Source organism: Halospina sp. K52047b (assembly GCF_008709855.1).
In the GTDB taxonomy this organism is placed as follows: Bacteria; Pseudomonadota; Gammaproteobacteria; order Pseudomonadales; family Oleiphilaceae; genus Halospina; species Halospina utahensis_B.
Genome location: NZ_VYJH01000003.1, coordinates 168,406 through 185,503, shown reverse-complemented (window position 1 = coordinate 185,503; position 17,098 = coordinate 168,406). Strand labels below are relative to the sequence as shown.

Sequence of the window (17,098 nt, the reverse complement as noted above, 5' to 3'; positions counted from 1 at the left end):
TCAGCTGGACCCCGTGAGCCGCTGCATCAACGCCTGCTGACTGGCCACACGTTTCTCCCCGGCAGCCGGCTGGCGCTGAATGTAACTGCCGTCGGGCTGAAGTTCCCAGCTCTGGGCGTTGTCCCTCAGGTACACCTCCAGATCCCGGCGCAGCCGCCGCGCCAGCCGCCGGTCCTCAATCGGGAAGCAGGTTTCCACCCGGCTGATCAGGTTGCGCTCCATCCAGTCGGCGCTGGAGCAGTAGACCTCCGGTTCCCCGGCATTGGCGAACCAGTAGACGCGGCTGTGCTCCAGGAAGCGCCCGATGATGGAAACCACACGGATGTTGTCGGAGAGCCCCTCGACCCCGGGGCGCAGGCAGCAGATGCCACGCACGATCAGATCCACCTGGACCCCGGCGCAGGAGGCCCGGTAGAGCGCCCGGATCACCTCCGCCTCGGTCAGGCCGTTGACCTTGACGATGATGCGCGCGCGTTTGCCGGCCAGCGCATTGGAGGTCTCACGCTCAATCATCTCCAGCACCCGCTTGTGCAGGGTAAAGGGCGCGTGCAGCAGCTTCTGGATGCGCAGGGTCTTGCCCATGCCGGTCAGCTGCTGGAAGATCTTGTTGACGTCGTCGCCCAGGGCGTCGTCGCAGCTCATGAAACTGTAGTCGGTATAGAGCCGCGCGTTGCCGGCGTGGTAGTTGCCGGTCCCCAGATGCACATAGCGCTTCAGGCGCCCGTTCTCCCGGCGCACGATCAGGATCATCTTGGCGTGGGTCTTGTAGCCCACCACGCCGTAGACCACGATCACACCGGCCTCCTGGAGCCGACTCGCCAGCTCCAGGTTTTCCGCCTCATCGAAACGGGCCCGCAACTCGATGACCGCCGTCACTTCCTTACCCCGTCGTGCCGCCTCGGCCAGGGCCTCCACCATCTCGGAGTCAGCGCCGGTGCGATACAGGGTCTGACGGATGGCCAGCACCTGCGGATCCCGGGCGGCCTGGCGCAGGAAATCCACCACGGGCGAGTAACTTTCGTAGGGATGCAGCAGCAGTATGTCCTGCTGACGCACGGCATCCAGGGTACTCTCACGGCCCTTGAGGGTTTTGGGCAGACCCGGCGTCATGGGGGGATGCTGCAGGTCCGGGCGGTCCACCAGATCGCTGACGGCGGTCAGGCGCGCCAGGTTCACAGGACCGTTGGCCCAGTAGAGTTCGCGCTCCGTCAGGCCGAACTGGCGCAGCAGGAAATCCGCCAGGTGGCGGGGGCAGTTGTCCGCCACCTCCAGGCGTACCGCATCGCCAAAGCGCCGGCTCAGAAGCTCACCCCGCAGGGCGGAGGCCAGATCCTCCAGATCATCCTCCAGTTCCAGGTCCGCGTTGCGCGTGAGGCGGAACTGGTAGCAGCCCTTGATGCGCATACCGGGAAACAGCAGGTTGGCGTGCGCGTGGATCATGGAGGACAGGAACACCAGGTTGTCGCCACTGGTGCACACCTCGTCCGGCAGCCGCACCAGCCTGGGCAGCGAACGCGGCGCAGGCACGATCGCCATGCCGGTCTCCCGGCCGAAGGCGTCCTTACCGTCCAGTTCCACGATGAAGTTCAGGCTCTTGTTCACCAGTCGCGGCAGCGGATGGGATGGATCCAGCCCGATGGGGTTAACCACCGGCATGATCTCATCCCGGAAATAGCGTGCCACCCAGTCCGCCTGGGCCCGGGTCCAGTCCCGCCGACGCACGAAGTGGATGTCCTCCTCGCGAAGTTCCGGAATGATCCGTTCGTTCAGGATCCGGTACTGTTCCTCCACATAACGGTGGGCAACATCGGCGATCTCGCTCAAAGTCTGCTGCGGCGCCCGCCCATCCGGGCCGGGCACTTCCCGACCGTACTTGAGCTGCTGGCGCAGACCGGCGGCCCGGATCTCAAAGAACTCGTCCATGTTGCTGCTGAAGATGCAGCAGAACATGAGCCGTTCCAGCAGCGGATGGCTTTCATCACAGGCCTGACGCAGCACCCGGTAGTTGAACTGCAGGTGGCTGATCTCGCGATTGAAATAGTTCTCCGGCGCCTTGAGGTCCGGCAGCTGCAGGCTACTGGTGTCGGTTACCGCCTGGTTCATGATGCGTCCTTATGCGTTGGTGCCCCTGAGCAGGCGTGCAGCCCTGACCGCGAAATAGGTGAGTATGGCATCGGCACCGGCACGGCGCAGGGCGGTCAGGCTCTCCATCATCACCGCATCGGCGTCCAGCCAGCCCTTCTCGCCGGCGGCCATGTGCATGGCGTACTCGCCGCTGACCTGGTAGGCGAAAACCGGCACCCGGAATTCATTGCGCACCTGGTTGATCACATCCAGGTAGGGCATACCGGGTTTGACCATGACCATATCCGCGCCCTCGCCCAGGTCGAGCGCCACCTCTTCCAGGGCCTCACCCAGATTGCCCGGATCCATCTGGTAGGTCCGCTTGTCGCCGCCACCCAGGTTGGCCGCCGAGCCCACCGCATCCCGGAAGGGCCCATAGTAGCTGGAGGCATACTTGGCAGAATAGGCCATGATCCGGGTGTTCACACAACCTTCATCTTCCAGCGCCTCACGGATAACGCCAATGCGCCCGTCCATCATATCCGAGGGCGCCACCACATCCGCCCCGGCCCGGGCGTGGGAAACCGCCTGGCGCACCAGCGCTACCAGGGTTTCATCGTTGAGCACATAACCGCTGTCATCGATGATCCCATCCTGGCCGTGACTGGTGAACGGATCCAGAGCCACGTCCGTCATGACCCCCAGTTCCGGGAAGCGCTGCTTGATCGCCCGCACCGCCTGCTGGGCCAGACCGTCCGGATTCCAGGCCTCGGCGGCGTCCTCACTCTTGCGCTCCGCAGGCGTGACCGGAAACAGCGCCACTGCCGGTATTCCCAGCTCCACCACCTCTTCCAGATGAACCAGGAGCCGGTCAATGCTGTGGCGCTCAACCCCCGGCATGGAGGGAACCGGCTCCGTCTGCCCTTCGCCCGGCAGCACAAAGACCGGGTAGATCAGGTCATCCACGCCCAGGTGCGTTTCGCGCACCAGGCGACGGGAAAATCCGTCACGACGGTTACGGCGCATGCGGGTTGCTGGGAACTCTCGGCTGTGGCGGGTCACTGTCCGTCTCCTCTTGCTGCTCATGGCCTTGCTGGCACCATTATGCCAGAGAGCGCCTGCAAGCCGGGCAGGTTTCCGGCCAGCCGGAGGATGTGATTTTTTGTTGCAGCGCGGGCCCGGGCCAGCTGCAGCAGCTAGACTGTAAGTCAGGTCAGGGGCCTGAACGCACCTGACCGCTATCCCTTGAAGTACTGCTCCGCCGGGCCTCTGTGCCCGGCTTTTTCACGGATTCCTCTTATCTCCGACAGAGCTTGACGTAAGAACTGAATTGTTATTCAATCATTGTAGATTGCCCCGGATTCAGGAGCATCCATGGCCTATCGCGAAACGCCACGCATGCGGGCCCGCAAGGAAGCCACACGCCAGCGCATCCTCGATACCACCCAGAGTCTGGTCGCTTCAGGTGGCTTCGGGGCCGCCTCCGTAGCGCGGGTTGCCGAGGAATCCGGTGTCGCCATTGGTTCTGTCTACCGCCATTTTGAGTCCAAGAGTGACCTGTTTGCGGAGGTTTTCCGGCATGCAACCGAAGTGGAGGTCAAGCGTGTCGGTGAAGCGCTGAACACCACAGGCCCTGCTGATGAGGCACTGGCCAAAGCGCTGGAAGTCTTTGCCAGAAGAGCCATCCGCTCGCCCACCATGGCATGGGCACTGATTGCCGAGCCGGTTGACCCCCTGGTCGACGAGGAACGCCTGCGTTACCGCCAGGCCTATGCGGAACTTTTTGAACAGACCCTGGTCCGGGGCATACGCGAGGGATGCTTCCGCCCGGATCAGAACCCGAAACTCAGCAGTGCCGCCACGGTCGGTGCCATTGCCGAAGCACTGGTCGGTCCCCTGTCACCCGCCGCCGACGGGCTCGACAGGGAAAAGGCCGACCAGCTGATCCATGACGTCGTAAGGCTCTGCCTGCAGGCCGTACGAGCACCCGGAGGACAACAACAATGAACGCCCCCCTTGAGACCAACCAGGACAGCACCTTCCTGGCGGACACCCACGAAGTCTTCAATCAGCCCCCCGCACTTGAGGATTACAACCTCTACCGCGAGGACCTGGCCCTCCAGGAAGCCATCCGGCGCGAAGGCGCCGCGCGGGCAGAGAGCGAACTGGACGTCTACGGCGCCATCACCGGCCGCTCGGATGTCATTGATCTGGGCCACAGCGCCAACGCCAACAAGCCAGAACTCCATACCCACGACCGCTTTGGCCACCGCATCGACGAAGTGCGCTTCCACCCCGCCTATCATGAGCTCATGACCATGGCGCTGGAAGGCGGCCTGCAAAGCGCCCCCTGGACCGACCCCGGCGAGGGCGCCCACGTGGTTCGTGCCGCGCGCTACTACATGCACAGCCAGGTGGAAGCAGCCCATTGCTGCCCCATCACCATGACCTTTGCCTGCGTACCGGCGCTCCGGAAACAGCCCGAGCTGGCGGAATACTGGCTGCCCAAGATCCTCAGCCGCCACTACGACCCCCGCAATGTGCCGGATTCGGAAAAACAGGCGGTCACCATCGGCATGGCCATGACCGAGAAACAGGGTGGTTCCGACGTACGCGCCAACACCACCAGGGCTTACCCGCTGGCGGAGGAGGGCCCGGGGAAGGCGTACCAGCTGGTAGGACACAAGTGGTTCGTATCAGCGCCCATGTGCGATGCCTTCCTGGTTCTGGCCCAGGCCGCGGGCGGACTGAGCTGCTTCCTGATGCCGCGCTGGCGCCCGGACGGTACAAAGAACGCGATGCAGATCCAGCGCCTGAAGAACAAGATGGGCAACGTCGCCAACGCTTCCAGCGAGGCGGAACTGAGAGGCGCCCACGCCTGGATGGTGGGCGATGAGGGCCGGGGCGTGGCCACCATCATCGAGATGGTCGCCATGACCCGCTACGACTGCATGATCGGCTCCGCCGCCGGCCAGCGCCAGGCCGCGGCCCAGGCGCTGCACCACTGCGCCTACCGGGACGCCTTCGGTGGCCGGCTCAACCAGCAGCCGCTGATGCAGAATGTGCTCGCAGACCTGGCTCTGGAAAGCGAAGGCTCGGTGGCACTGACCATGCGCATGGCTCGCGCGATGGACAACCAGGATGACCCGGAGGAACGCAACCTGGTGCGCCTGGTCACGGCGGTGGGCAAGTACTGGATCTGTAAGCGCACACCCCAGCACGCCTACGAGGCCATGGAGTGCATCGGCGGCAGCGGGCTGATGGAGGACTGCATCATGCCACGCCTGCTGCGCGAATCGCCGGTCAATGCCATCTGGGAAGGCAGCGGCAACGTCCAGTGCCTGGATGTTCTGCGGGCCATGAACCGTGAACCCGGCGTGCTCGACAGCTTCTTCGCGGAAGTGAACCGGGCCCCGGGCATGAACGCGGACTTTGACGCGTTCACCAGCGAACTCGAGGATGAGTTCCGCAACAGCGACAACCTGGAATACCGCGCCCGCAACCTCACGGACCGCATGGCGCTGGCCATCCAGGCCTCGCTGCTGCTGCGCGGCGAGAACACGACGGTCGCCGAAGGCTTCTGTGCCGGCCGACTCCGCCATCGCGACCACTTCCAGTTCGGCAACCTGCCGGACGACGTCGACTGCGCGGCCATCATCGAGCGCGCGACGCCCAGCGTGGAGGACTGATGGAGCACCCGCACCTGGGCGTCATGACCCTGCATTTCCAGGTCTACGGCTGCGAAACCGTGCGGGACAAGAAACGCGTCTTCTCGGCCATGCGCCGGATCTGGGGCAGGGAACCGGATCTGGCCGTGGCCGAGATCGCCGACCAGGACGACCCCGGCCTGGCCACCTGGAGCGTGGTCACCACCGGCCCGGATCCCCGACTGCTCCAGCATCGCCTGCAGGAAGTCGAAAAAGCCATCCTTGCGCGGATTGATGCCCCCATCCTCGACACCCAGGTCGAGATCGACTGAGGCAACCAGCTTCGCCTGCGCGAGGAACGGTAGCGCCGTTACTCGTCGGTACTCTCCTCGATACCGTCTCCGGCTTCCTCGGCTGCCTCACCCATTTCTTCCCCGGTTTCCTCGGCAGTCTCTTCAGCCTGCTCCATGGCGTTTTCCTGGGTGCCAGTCATATCCTCGGTGGTTTCCTCCGCACTGTCAGCGGTATCTTCCGCCATTTCTTCCATCTCTTCACCGGCTTCCTCCATTGAGGAATCATCACCACAACCGGCGAGACCCAGTGCAGCCACGAGTGTTAGGCCAATAATCCATTCGCGTTTCATAACGACACTTTCCTTCTGACTTGGAATGTGCCGCAGACTTTTACATTTGTTTACGCACGGCAGCAATAACCGCCCTATTACCATTAATTCAGCTTATTCAGGGCGTTACCCAGGATCGCCCGACTTGCAGCCGGGCGCCATGCCTCACAGATCGTCGTTCAGAGAGATCATCTGGGTCTTGCTGATCTTGTGCCTGTAGATTTCGCGCAGGTACTTGATCGCCTTCTTGATGTTGTCCCGGTTCAGCCGGATGTCGTTGATCGAGACGAAGTTGCTCCGGTCGTGGCACATCTCCCGGTACTTCTTCTCATACATCGGCTTGATGGCGTACCAGTTGGTATCGAGGATCTTGGCCGGGTTCTCGAACTCGTTGAGCATCTGATCCACCAGCTCTTCATCAAACTCCTCGTTCTTGATGAACTGGAGCATGCTGCGATCCAGGGTGTCATCGAAGCGCGAGCTCTCGTTGGCGAAGCAGCGCTTGATGTAGGCCGTGATCAGGGTCAGGAAGTCGTCGCTCAGGCACGGGCTCTTGACCACCAGGGTGGTCAGCGAGAGGTTCGCCGAAGCCCCGATCACCAGTGCGTAGCGCTTGAGCGTGGTGTTCGGGAAGAGCGCGTTGAGGTGTGTCTTGAGCCGGTTCAGGTCCACATAGGAGAGCTTGTAGTCCTTGGGCAGTGACACGATCGAGACAATGGACGAACAGTTCTGGAAGAAATGCAGGTCACTCAGGGTCTCGGCGTTGTAGCCGGAGTCCCGGAAGCGCTTGAGCCGCTCACGGTAGCGCTCGGACTCGATCGGCAACAGGCTCACGCCCTCGATGGCCTGGGTTACCTTGTTGAAATGCGGCAGGTCGATGGAGCGGTAGAAGAGGTCATCGATGTCCAGACGCGACTCCTCATCAAAGCGCTTACGGTCGCTGACATCATGGGGCGTGGTCGGTACCACGGACTCCGCATAGGCCACGGCCACCGGCCCGGCCAGGCTCATGAACAGGTCGTTGGCGTCCAGGCGGATGGTCTCGCCGATGTCCACGCCGGCACGGCGGAAGTAGTCCTCGTCGTAGTCGGTAGTCACCGCCTGGGCCGTGAGGATGTTGAAGATCTGCTGGGAGATGTACTGGTTGGCGTACTTCTCCATCGCGTTCACATCCACGTACTGGATGTTGCCGTCATCCGTCTGCTCCGCGTAGCGCATGATGTCGTTGGAGATCAGCATCATGGCGTTCCAGGGCCGGATGCGGTTCATCATGTTCTCATCGCTGGTCTCCTCCGTGTCGAAGTTGTAGGAGAAGTCCCACTCCTCGGAGAGATACTTGCACAGCAGGCGACCGGCGTTGATGTGCAGCGCCTCGGACATCTCCACCTGGTTGTCCTGGATGTTCGGCAGGATGCAGATGCCACTGGTGAAGATGGGCTCGAAGATGAAGGCGTGATCCTGATTCTGGATGCCAGTGTCCTCCAGCTTGGGATCAAAGGTCTTGCGCATGTAGGCGTACTGCTGCGCCAGCCCGAACTCTGAGGCCATGCCGGAACCGGTGCCGCCACCAGCGGAGAAGATGTAGAAATACAGGCGTGACTGGTTCGCCTTGATACCGCAGGAGTCGATCAGATAGGAGTGGATGAACTTCCAGTCCTCGTTGCTGAACTGCTGGGTATCCTTGTTGAGGATGATCTTGGCCAGGTACTGGCCGAGGATGGGCGCGTTACCCGCACCACCGGCGTGAACCTCGGAAAGATCCATGATCTTGAGCTTGTTGTAGTCGTCCAGGAGGTAGTTGTCGTCCTCCTTGTTATGGGTCAGCTGGATGCGGCCCTCAATGTCCTTGTCCAGATCACCGAGCATCACCATGGGCTCGATCAGGAATACCGGCTTCACCGAGTTCGGCGTGGGCAGGTTGAGGCTGTTGCGGATCCAGCGCATCGGGCCCACTTCCTTCTCACGGCTGCGCCGCTCCTCGCTGTTCAGCTCCTGCAGGTAATAGGTGCGCGCACTGTGCACCAGCGCGGCAACGTCCAGCGCGATGTTGGAGCCGCACCGGCCCAGCCCGATCAGGCATACGGACGGGAAAACCTGGTCATTGCGCCCGGTCTTGTCCGGCGCCGCACCGGTAATGGTATTGGGGAACACATTGGCCCGGAGCTCATCCAGGTTCGACAGGATCTGGTCAAGATCCTTCTCGGTGAAGTACATATAGGGCTCCGGTGACGTACTGCTCTGGCCACCAGTGCCTGAACGGCGGCGCGTCCCGCCCGACTTGCCTTTGCCGCTGGATTTGGCCTGGCTGGCACGGCCGGTCTTCTGGTCGCCGGTCGGCTCCCCGGCCGACTGCTCCGTGTGATCTTCCCCGGTCGTCGTGTTCGACTCGCTCATGACCTGATACCTGTCTCTGTGCCGCGCTGAATGGAGGGCAGATTACTGGATTTTCACCCTCCATCAAGATAGCTTGTCCAGCGCAATTCGCAATCCATCGGTTGCAATTCGACACATACCCGAACCCAGCGCCGCAGGCGGCGGATGCTGGTCTGGCGTACGCTCAGTCCTTATACTTTCTGGTTTGGGCACCTGACGATGAACGCCCTGCAACCCACCGGAGCCCGAGCAGTCATGAGCGGCCAGAGAAAAACCGCACAAGCCAGTCTGGAGGCGATGTACCGGATCTTCACCATCCCGGAAGCCCCGGACTCGACGCTCAGCCGTCTGGACCAGGACATATCCAGGAACCTGACCGGCTTCCTGCAGGACCACATCGTGGCCGTGGAACGCGAAATGGGTGAAATGGAGAAAGACTTCCAGGACCCCCGCGTTCCGGAGAAACCCATCTTCGTTTCCGAGCAGGCCCAGTTCCTTCTGGACAAGCTGGTCTCGCAGTCCGTGCACACAGCATCACCCAGCTTCGTGGGGCACATGACCTCGGCGCTGCCCTACTTCATGCTGCCGCTGTCCAAGATCATGATCGCCCTCAACCAGAATCTGGTGAAGACCGAGACCTCCAAGGCCTTCACTCCGCTGGAGCGCCAGGTCCTGGGCATGCTTCATCATCTGGTCTATGGCTGCGAGGACGCCTGGTACCGGCAGTGGATGCATGACCCGCATCACGCCCTCGGCGCCATGTGTTCAGGCGGCACCATTGCCAACCTCACGGCGCTGTGGGTCGCACGCAACCAGGCTTTTCCGCCTGAGGGCGGGTTCCGGGGCGTTCATCGAGAGGGGCTTTTCCGCGCGCTGCGCTTCTACGGCCATGAAGGGGCTGCGGTGCTCGTTTCCTCAAGGGGGCACTACTCGCTCACCAAGGCAGCCGATGTGCTCGGGATCGGCCGGGACAATCTCATCCCCGTGGCCACCGATGCCAACAATCGCATCGACCCGGACGCACTGCGCGACCGTTGCCTGGAGCTCCAGCGCCAGAAGATCAAGGTCCTGTCGATTGTGGGCATTGCCGGCACCACGGAAACCGGGCACGTGGACCCACTGGAGACCCTGGCGGATATCGCCCAGGAATTCCGGGCCCACTTCCATGTGGATGCGGCCTGGGGCGGGCCCACGCTGTTCTCCCGCCAGCACCGGCACCGGCTCAAGGGCATCGAGAAGGCGGACTCCGTCACCATTGATGCCCACAAGCAGCTTTACACGCCCCAGGGCGCGGGCATGGTGCTGTTCCGCAATCCGGCATCGGTGAGTGTGATCGAGCATCACGCCCAGTACATCATCCGCAAGGGATCCAAGGACCTGGGCAGCACCACCCTGGAAGGCTCACGCCCCGGCATGGCCATGCTGATCCATTCCGGGCTGCGCATCATCGGACGGGAAGGCTACGAGATCCTGGTCGACCAGGGCATTGAGAAGGCCCGGTCCTTTGCAGCCATGATCCGCGAGCACGATGATTTCGAGCTGATCACCGAACCCGAGCTCAACATCCTCACCTACCGCTACTGCCCGGCCCGCACCCAGGAAGCACTGGCGCGGGCAGACGGGGCTGCGGCGGAACGCATCAACGCCAGCCTCAACCGCATCACCCGATTCATTCAGAAAACCCAACGGGAGCGCGGCAAGTCCTTTGTCTCACGGACCCAGCTGGAGCCGGCCCAGCACAACCACTATCCCTGCGTGGTATTCCGGGTCGTTCTGGCCAACCCGCTGACCACACACGACATCCTCAGTGACATGCTGGAGGAGCAGTCGGGCATCGCGCGCGAAGAGCGTATTGCCGGGGAGCGCCGGGCGCTGGAGTCCGCCGTGGCGTCGGTTCTGGAAGGCACGGAACAGGCGGCTCAGTAGAGCGCCTGCTCCTCTTCCAGTACATCCTCGATCACGTCCAGGAAGATCTCATCCGCCTCACTGTGGGCCTCTGGAATCCGCACAATGGTCTCGGCGCTGATCTCCCTGGCGATCCGTTCCCGGGCGTCGCGCTCCTGGCGATGCTCACGGGCGATCTCCATGCAGCGCGCAGCCACTGTAGGTTCGCTCAGAACCTTGCGGATGAAGCCCCTGAGTTCATCAATGACCTTCTGCTGGCGGCTTTCAGTCGGCGTTGTCATCAATCTCTCCTGGCTTGGGGCGGTTACTGGATGGATTCATCCGCCCCAGTATAGCAATGCATCAGACGAAAATGCCGCGCAGCGTGAAATAGAACATGGCGGCCAGCAGCCCGGAGGCCGGCACCGTGATCACCCAGGCGGCCACGATCTTGAGCATCAGGTGGCGCTTGACCATCTCCTCCTGGTAGATCTTCTTCAGGCGCTTGCGCTCTTTCTTCTTCAGGCGCACTTCCGTCTGCTTCTCCTTCGCCTGGCGGATCATGGCCTCCATCTCCTCAACGGACGCCCGGCGGAAATCATCCAGAAACGCCTGAAGCTGTTCCCGGTCGTTCCCCTGGTGATGCTCCAGGATGCCGTGAAGACGGCTGGCGTAGTTGGTCTTGAGGAACTCGCGCAGGAAGCCGACGCCGAAGACGGCGCCCAGCGCAATGTGGGTGGAGCTCACCGGCAGCCCCAGCTGGGAGGCGATGATCACGGTAATGGCCGCTGCCAGTGCAATGCAGTAGGCGCGGGTCTTGTCCAGTTCCGTGATCTCGCTGCCGACAGTTTTGATCAGACGAGGCCCGTAGAGCGCCAGCCCCACGGCCAGCCCCACGGCCCCCAGCAGCATAACCCACAGCGGGATGGGAGCCTGGCCAGCAATGTCACCGCTGGTGATGGCCTCGTTGATGGCCGCCACCGGGCCAATGGCATTGGCCACGTCATTGGCGCCGTGGGCAAAGGAAAGCAGCGCCGCCGCGAAGACCAGCGGGATGGTGAACAGGCCGTTCACACCCTCAATACTGTTGGCCATGGTCGCCGCCTGGCGCACAATGCCGGCCCGCACCACCTGGAAGGCAATGGCTGCGATCACCAGGCCCACGCCTGCGGCCTCCAGGAAGCTGGCGTCCCAGATCTCAGGCAGCGCCTTGATGACCAGATAGGTGGCGAAAGCCCAGGCCATGACCGCGATCAGCCAGGGCACGACCCGCCGGGCCGCCATCACCCGATCCTGCTTGTAAAGCACAGTCAGCTTGATCAGATAAAGGAAAGCCGCGGAAATCAGGCCACCCAGCATCGGCGAGATAACCCAGGACGCAACGATGCTGCCCATCACGCCCCAGTTCGCAATGGCCAACCCTCCGGCGGCCAGCCCGGCCCCGAGCACGCCACCCACGATCGAGTGCGTGGTGGAGACCGGCGCCCCCAGTATCGTTGCCAGATTGAGCCACATGGCACCAGCCAGCACCGCCCCGGTCATCAGCCAGATGAAGTTGCGGGGGTCGCCCACCATCTCCGGGTTGATGATGCCACCCTTGATGGTGCTGATCACCTCGCCACCAGCAATCAGCGCGCCAGCAGCCTCGAAGATGGCGGCGATGATGACGGCCCCGGTCATGGTCAGGGCCCCGGAGCCCACCGAGGGCCCAACATTGTTGGCTACGTCGTTGGCCCCGATGTTCATGGCCATGTAGCCGCCGAAAAGCGCGGCGACCAGCAAGAGCGGGGAACCGGGAACGGTCAGCCCGCCGAAATGCATGAAGGCCCATATCAGGAGCAGGAACAGGCTCCCCACGCCCAGACGGAAAAGACGGGCGGCGGAGGCATCGGAGGCAAGGTAATCGGCAGCGGAGTCAGGAACGGCTGGCTGGGTCATGAGTCGTCACCACTGGGCACGTCGAATGGTTGTTCGCACGCGCACTATAATGGAGCCTGTCACAGAAATGAAACCTCCGTCACGCTCTGAAGACGGTGGCGCCTTACCCCTTACGCTGTCGAATCAGCGCCTCCTGTGCCACGGAGGCCACAAGCTCACCCCTGCGGTTGAAGAGCGTGCCCCGGTTCATGCCCCGCCCGGAAGAAGCACTGGGGCTGTCCATGTCGTAGAGCAGCCAGTCATCCAGGCGCAGGGACCGGTGGAACCAGAGCGCGTGATCCAGGCTTGCCACCTGCATGCCCGGCGTTGAGAACCCGGCCCCGTGGGGTCGCATGGAGGTGGCGAGCAATCCGAAGTCCGAGGCATAGGCGAGGATCGCCCGGTGCAGGACCGGATCGTCCGGAAGCGGACCACGCGCCCGGAACCAGCTCTGGCGCGCGGGATCCGCGGGTTCCGGCCTGAGCGGATCCTCGGGCTCGACCGGGCGGATGTCGATGGCGCGCTCTTTCATCATCTGCTCGCGCCGTTCCTCCGGGATCAGGTCACGCACCTGTTCCCGCAGCGCCTGCTCGGAAGTCAGCGTTTCCGGATCCGGTGCAGTGGGCGCATCAAACTGATGCTCAAAACCTTCCTCTTCGATCTGGAAGGAGACCATGGCAGTGAGGATCTCACGCTCATCCTGGCGGGCGATCACCCTGCGCACGCTGAAGGTTCCGCCATCACGTACGCGCTGGACCTCATAATCGATGCCACGATGCGGGTTGCCCGGACGCAGGAAATAGGCGTGCATGGAATGCGCCAGGCGCCCCTCCACGGTACGGCTGGTGGCCATCAGGCCCTGGCCGAGCACCTGGCCGCCGAACACATTGGGAAAGCCGAGATCATCGCTTTCACCACTGAAATGGTCGTCGCCGAGCGGCGCGACATCCAGCAGCCCCACAAGCTTGCGCGTTACCTCTTCCATACCACCGGTTCCCGTTATCAACCTGATTCTCAGGCCGGCAGAATGGCCGGCACTTCCTTCGACAGCGACTGCTTCTCGCCCGCACAGTCACCGGTGACCGCGAAGCCGAGCAGATCGCCGTTTTCCGACCGGAACAGGACACGCAGGCTGCGGCCCTCGCCCTCGACGTGCCATTCGCCGGCCGCATCCGCCGGGGGCGGGCACACGGCCACGGGGCAGGCAGGCGTCTTCACCGTCACCGGCATGCTGCCGTAGTGCACCGGGGTGCGCTCGCCGGTAAGGCTCTTTGCCAGCGCTCGCGCCGCTGCCATCAGGGGCATGACGTAGGGCAGCACGTGCCCGCAGACCTCGGCGCAGTCCCCCAGGGCATAGACACCCGGGGCGCTGGTCTCCAGATACTGGTTCACCCGGATGCCCCGACCACACTGGATGCCAGCAGCGTCCGCCAGCTCCGTCCGCGGTTGCAGGCCCACGGCCGCCACCCCCAGATCCGCCTCAATCACGCGCCCGTCATCCAGGGTGACAATGACACCCTCACTGGTTCGATGTACCGCGCTGGCACTGTGTTGCAGGTGGAACCGGACCCCGGCCTCTTCCAGCCCGGCCCGTACCGCCTCCGATGCGGCTTCCGGAAGCAGCGCCGGAAGAACCCGCGGATCCGGCGCGACCACCTCCACCTCGAAGCCACCGTTGATCAGGTCATTGGCGAACTCACAGCCGATCAGACCAGCCCCCAGGATCACAACCCGGCGCGCCCCGGCCACACCCTCACGGAAGTGGCCATAGTCCGTAAGGTCATTCACCTGATAGAGGGCGTCCATGCCATCGCCTTCAAGTGGGATACGGATGGGGTTCGCGCCCCAGGCCAGGATCAGACGGCCATAGTCGAGTGTTCCGGCGTCCGTTGTAATCCGGCCAGCCTCCGGATCAATGCCCTCAACCCGGGTATGGGTCATGATGCGTGCATTGAGCGCCTGAGCCTGGGTATCCGCGTCCGCCTGGGCCAGTTCGTCCGCGGTCTTGCCCTTGGCAAAGCCGTTGGAGAGCATGGGCTTGGAATAGCTGCGCCCATCGTCGGCCGTGATCAGCACCAGCGGCGTTTCCGTATCGAGCTTGCGCAGCTCCCGGGCCAGGGTGTAGCCGGACAGTCCGGTTCCAATGATGACGATGGGCAGGGTCTGATTATGGCTCATGGGCGGGCTCAGTCGATCTCGACCATCTCGAAGTCTTCCTTGCCCACACCACAGTCCGGGCAGGTCCAGTCCTCGGGCACGTCCTCCCAACGGGTGCCCGGCTCAATGCCATCCTCGGGCCAGCCTTCCGCCTCATCGTAGATGAATCCACAGACTACGCACTGCCACTTTTTCATGGCCTACTCCTTAACGAATGACAAATATGGAGCGCATTCTAACCAAACACTACCCCCGGATTACACCCGACAGTGTCAGAATCGGGACAATCCGGCACCGCGGCGTTATACTCGCGCCTTTCAAATCCACCCCTGACCGCGGAGAGCGCGTCCAGCCATGTCCCGGAACACAGCTGAAATGCAACAGGTTTTCGACGAGGCCGACTGCATCTACACGGAAGGCCAGGTCAGTGAGGCCATGGATCGACTGGCCGGTGAAGTAACCGCCACCATCGGCGACCAGGACCCGCTCATCCTCTGCATCATGAACGGGGGTCTGGTGGTTGCGGGCCAGCTTCTGCCCCGCCTAGCCTTTCCATTGCAGCTGGACTACGCCCAGCTCTCCCGTTACCGGGGCAACACCACCGGCGGGGAGCTGGAGTGGAAGGTTCACCCGCAGACCCGGCTGAGCGGACGCACGGTGCTGATCGTTGACGACATCCTCGACGAGGGCGACACCCTGGCCGCGCTGACCGAAGCCTGCCAGACTGAAGGCGCAGAACGGGTCTGGACACTGGCACTGGTGGAGAAACATCACGACCGCAAGAGCCAGCCGGGCTTCGAGGCGGACTTCATCGGCCTGCAGACCCCAGACCGTTACCTGTTCGGCTACGGCATGGACTACCAGGGCTACTGGCGCAACGCACCGGGCATCTACGCGGTCCGGGGCCTGTAGGCCAATGGAGGGAACCACCATGGGGTTTCGCCCGCGCCCCTGGCACTGGCTGCCCCGATACCAGCGCCGGGTGGTCCGGCATCGTGGTTCCCTGACACGGCTGCTGCGTGGTTTGACCCGCCACCGTTTCCGGGTGCGCGTCCTGCGCGAGGGTTATCGCCTTCCGAAAGCGGACGAAGCCAGGGAACTTGGCCTTCCAGCCCGCCAGAAGGCGTGGATTCGGGACGTGCAATTGATTGGCGACGACACCCCATGGGTACAGGCGCGCACGGTCATCCCGCTCCACTGTCTGGAAGGCCCGAACCGTCGCCTTCGCCACCTGGGTAACCGCCCATTGGGCTCCGCGCTTTTCGGCCGCCATCCCTGGTCCCGTGAGGCATTCACCTGCGGCCAGGCACAGCCGCTCGGGCACGCCACCCAGTACCCGGCGCGACGCTCGCGTTTCCGCCGCGGCCAAGGTACCCTGCTGGTCACGGAGTGCTTCCTGCCCCCTCTGTGGGACGACATCAGGGACCAGGCCGTGCGCCGTCACCCGACCCACGGGGACAGCCTCCGACCACTCTAGTCACGGGCCGCAACGGACAGGGAACCATGACGACGACACGCCTTCAGCCGGCACTGGACCGGGCGCGTGAGCGCCTGCCGGATTTCATACAGCTGATGCGGATCAACCGGCCCATCGGCAGCCTGCTCCTGCTCTGGCCCACCTGGTGGGCACTGTGGCTGGCCGCCGACGGCTTCCCGAGCCTGGCCAACCTGGTGATCTTCACCCTCGGGGTCTTCTTCATGCGCGCCGCCGGCTGCGTCATCAACGACTTCGCCGACCGCAACCTCGACGGTCACGTCAAACGCACCCGCGAACGCCCCCTCGCCACCGGCCGTGTGCGCCCTGGCGAGGCCATCGCCCTGTTTCTGGGCCTCTGCCTGGTGTCCTTCCTGATGGTGGTGTTCTTCACCAACCGTCTCACGCTCTGGCTGTCCTTCGGCGGCGTGTCCCTGGCCTTCATCTATCCGTTCATGAAGCGTTACACGCACCTTCCCCAGATCGTGCTCGGGGCGGCTTTCTCCTGGGCCATCCCCATGGCGTGGGCGGCGGAGGCCGGCGAGGTCACCCGCATTGCCTGGCTGCTCTACATCGCCAACCTGGTCTGGACGGTGGCCTATGACACCCTGTACGCCATGGTGGACCGGGATGACGACCTCAGGATCGGCATCAAGTCCACGGCCGTGCTCTTCGGAGACATGGACCGCGCCGCCGTGGGCGTCCTCCAGGCCACGACCCTGCTCACCCTGCTGCTGGTCGGCTTCCAGGCCCAACTGGGGGCGCTCTTTGTGCTGGGGGTACTCACCATGGGCGGACTTTTCGGCTACCAGCAGTGGCTCATCCAGAGCCGGGATCGGGACAGCTGCTTCCGCGCCTTCCTGAACAACAACTGGGCCGGGTTCGCGATGTTCCTGGGGCTGGCACTGGATCTGGCCCTGTCATGATTCTGTCATAATAAGGCTGTGTAATAGCGCGGTA

At 63.3% G+C, this 17,098-nt stretch carries 16 protein-coding genes; 7 read left to right on the top strand and 9 right to left on the bottom strand.

Features of this window, described 5'->3' with window-relative positions; all coding sequences use genetic code 11:
• Together ppk1 and hemB are read right to left on the bottom strand one after the other, a co-directional pair.
• On the bottom strand, nt 1-2,103 hold the full coding sequence (ppk1, locus tag F3089_RS05500; protein WP_151439830.1) for a polyphosphate kinase 1: 2,103 nt from the start codon (nt 2,101-2,103) through the stop codon (nt 1-3).
• 9 nt (nt 2,104-2,112) lie between these two features.
• A complete protein-coding gene (gene hemB / locus F3089_RS05495; RefSeq protein WP_502707326.1) occupies nt 2,113-3,090 on the bottom strand; it encodes a porphobilinogen synthase in 978 nt (325 codons plus the stop codon).
• 348 nt (nt 3,091-3,438) lie between these two features.
• Here hemB and F3089_RS05490 point away from each other — a divergent pair, with 348 nt between their 5' ends.
• The 3 genes from F3089_RS05490 to F3089_RS05480 are packed head-to-tail and all read left to right on the top strand — an operon-like array spanning nt 3,439 to nt 6,043.
• Nucleotides 3,439-4,071, top strand: coding sequence for a TetR/AcrR family transcriptional regulator (locus tag F3089_RS05490; protein WP_151439828.1), 633 nt, complete (start codon nt 3,439-3,441; stop codon nt 4,069-4,071).
• Nucleotides 4,068-5,753 carry an isovaleryl-CoA dehydrogenase gene (locus F3089_RS05485; RefSeq protein WP_151439827.1) on the top strand — a complete coding sequence of 562 codons (1,686 nt, stop codon included), beginning with the start codon at nt 4,068-4,070 and terminating at the stop codon, nt 5,751-5,753. The genes F3089_RS05490 and F3089_RS05485 overlap by 4 nt, the downstream gene beginning before the upstream one ends.
• Nucleotides 5,753-6,043 carry a DUF503 family protein gene (locus F3089_RS05480; RefSeq protein WP_151439826.1) on the top strand — a complete coding sequence of 97 codons (291 nt, stop codon included), beginning with the start codon at nt 5,753-5,755 and terminating at the stop codon, nt 6,041-6,043. The genes F3089_RS05485 and F3089_RS05480 overlap by 1 nt, the downstream gene beginning before the upstream one ends.
• A 38-nt stretch (nt 6,044-6,081) precedes the next feature.
• On the opposite strand, the gene F3089_RS05475 is transcribed toward F3089_RS05480, so the two are convergent.
• Both F3089_RS05475 and F3089_RS05470 read right to left on the bottom strand, forming a co-directional pair.
• Entirely contained in the window at nt 6,082-6,354 is a 273-nt protein-coding gene (locus F3089_RS05475) for a hypothetical protein (RefSeq protein WP_151439825.1), read from the bottom strand.
• Nucleotides 6,355-6,498: 144 nt separating this feature from the next.
• On the bottom strand, nt 6,499-8,547 hold the full coding sequence (locus tag F3089_RS05470; RefSeq protein WP_202405685.1) for a hypothetical protein: 2,049 nt from the start codon (nt 8,545-8,547) through the stop codon (nt 6,499-6,501).
• 414 nt (nt 8,548-8,961) lie between these two features.
• Here F3089_RS05470 and panP point away from each other — a divergent pair, with 414 nt between their 5' ends.
• On the top strand, nt 8,962-10,632 hold the full coding sequence (gene panP, locus F3089_RS05465) for a pyridoxal-dependent aspartate 1-decarboxylase PanP (RefSeq protein WP_151439823.1): 1,671 nt from the start codon (nt 8,962-8,964) through the stop codon (nt 10,630-10,632).
• Here panP and F3089_RS05460 read toward each other — a convergent pair.
• From F3089_RS05460 to F3089_RS05440, 5 genes are all read right to left on the bottom strand, one after another.
• Nucleotides 10,626-10,892 (bottom strand): hypothetical protein, encoded by a 267-nt coding sequence (locus tag F3089_RS05460; protein WP_095615898.1) that lies wholly within the window; start codon nt 10,890-10,892, stop codon nt 10,626-10,628. The two genes, panP and F3089_RS05460, sit on opposite strands and share 7 nt — an antisense overlap.
• A gap of 61 nt (nt 10,893-10,953) precedes the next feature.
• A complete protein-coding gene (locus tag F3089_RS05455; protein ID WP_151439822.1) occupies nt 10,954-12,528 on the bottom strand; it encodes an inorganic phosphate transporter in 1,575 nt (524 codons plus the stop codon).
• 103 nt (nt 12,529-12,631) lie between these two features.
• Complete coding sequence (locus F3089_RS05450; protein WP_151439821.1) at nt 12,632-13,492, bottom strand: acyl-CoA thioesterase; 861 nt, start codon at nt 13,490-13,492, stop codon at nt 12,632-12,634.
• Between the two features lie 29 nt (nt 13,493-13,521).
• Nucleotides 13,522-14,685 carry an NAD(P)/FAD-dependent oxidoreductase gene (locus F3089_RS05445; protein WP_151439820.1) on the bottom strand — a complete coding sequence of 388 codons (1,164 nt, stop codon included), beginning with the start codon at nt 14,683-14,685 and terminating at the stop codon, nt 13,522-13,524.
• Between the two features lie 8 nt (nt 14,686-14,693).
• Entirely contained in the window at nt 14,694-14,861 is a 168-nt protein-coding gene (locus tag F3089_RS05440) for a rubredoxin (RefSeq protein ID WP_077529675.1), read from the bottom strand.
• 157 nt (nt 14,862-15,018) lie between these two features.
• Between F3089_RS05440 and F3089_RS05435 the strand changes: the two genes are divergently transcribed.
• From F3089_RS05435 to ubiA, 3 genes are read left to right on the top strand one after another with little or no spacing between them, the layout of a single operon-like run.
• Nucleotides 15,019-15,576 carry a hypoxanthine-guanine phosphoribosyltransferase gene (locus F3089_RS05435; protein WP_151439819.1) on the top strand — a complete coding sequence of 186 codons (558 nt, stop codon included), beginning with the start codon at nt 15,019-15,021 and terminating at the stop codon, nt 15,574-15,576.
• A 19-nt stretch (nt 15,577-15,595) separates the two neighbouring features.
• A complete protein-coding gene (locus tag F3089_RS05430; RefSeq protein ID WP_225741682.1) occupies nt 15,596-16,141 on the top strand; it encodes a chorismate--pyruvate lyase family protein in 546 nt (181 codons plus the stop codon).
• A 26-nt stretch (nt 16,142-16,167) separates the two neighbouring features.
• Complete coding sequence (gene ubiA / locus F3089_RS05425; protein ID WP_151439817.1) at nt 16,168-17,064, top strand: 4-hydroxybenzoate octaprenyltransferase; 897 nt, start codon at nt 16,168-16,170, stop codon at nt 17,062-17,064.
• The last annotated feature ends 34 nt before the right edge of the window (nt 17,065-17,098 follow it).

Coding starts and splice junctions, on each gene's coding strand:
- ppk1 (WP_151439830.1), bottom strand. CDS start 2,103: ATGAACCAGGCGGTAACCGACACCAGTAGCCTGCAGCTGCCGGACCTC.
- hemB (WP_502707326.1), bottom strand. CDS start 3,090: ATGCGCCGTAACCGTCGTGACGGATTTTCCCGTCGCCTGGTGCGCGAA.
- F3089_RS05490 (WP_151439828.1), top strand. CDS start 3,439: ATGGCCTATCGCGAAACGCCACGCATGCGGGCCCGCAAGGAAGCCACA.
- F3089_RS05485 (WP_151439827.1), top strand. CDS start 4,068: ATGAACGCCCCCCTTGAGACCAACCAGGACAGCACCTTCCTGGCGGAC.
- F3089_RS05480 (WP_151439826.1), top strand. CDS start 5,753: ATGGAGCACCCGCACCTGGGCGTCATGACCCTGCATTTCCAGGTCTAC.
- F3089_RS05475 (WP_151439825.1), bottom strand. CDS start 6,354: ATGAAACGCGAATGGATTATTGGCCTAACACTCGTGGCTGCACTGGGT.
- F3089_RS05470 (WP_202405685.1), bottom strand. CDS start 8,547: ATGTACTTCACCGAGAAGGATCTTGACCAGATCCTGTCGAACCTGGAT.
- panP (WP_151439823.1), top strand. CDS start 8,962: ATGAGCGGCCAGAGAAAAACCGCACAAGCCAGTCTGGAGGCGATGTAC.
- F3089_RS05460 (WP_095615898.1), bottom strand. CDS start 10,892: ATGACAACGCCGACTGAAAGCCGCCAGCAGAAGGTCATTGATGAACTC.
- F3089_RS05455 (WP_151439822.1), bottom strand. CDS start 12,528: ATGACCCAGCCAGCCGTTCCTGACTCCGCTGCCGATTACCTTGCCTCC.
- F3089_RS05450 (WP_151439821.1), bottom strand. CDS start 13,492: ATGGAAGAGGTAACGCGCAAGCTTGTGGGGCTGCTGGATGTCGCGCCG.
- F3089_RS05445 (WP_151439820.1), bottom strand. CDS start 14,685: ATGAGCCATAATCAGACCCTGCCCATCGTCATCATTGGAACCGGACTG.
- F3089_RS05440 (WP_077529675.1), bottom strand. CDS start 14,861: ATGAAAAAGTGGCAGTGCGTAGTCTGTGGATTCATCTACGATGAGGCG.
- F3089_RS05435 (WP_151439819.1), top strand. CDS start 15,019: ATGTCCCGGAACACAGCTGAAATGCAACAGGTTTTCGACGAGGCCGAC.
- F3089_RS05430 (WP_225741682.1), top strand. CDS start 15,596: ATGGGGTTTCGCCCGCGCCCCTGGCACTGGCTGCCCCGATACCAGCGC.
- ubiA (WP_151439817.1), top strand. CDS start 16,168: ATGACGACGACACGCCTTCAGCCGGCACTGGACCGGGCGCGTGAGCGC.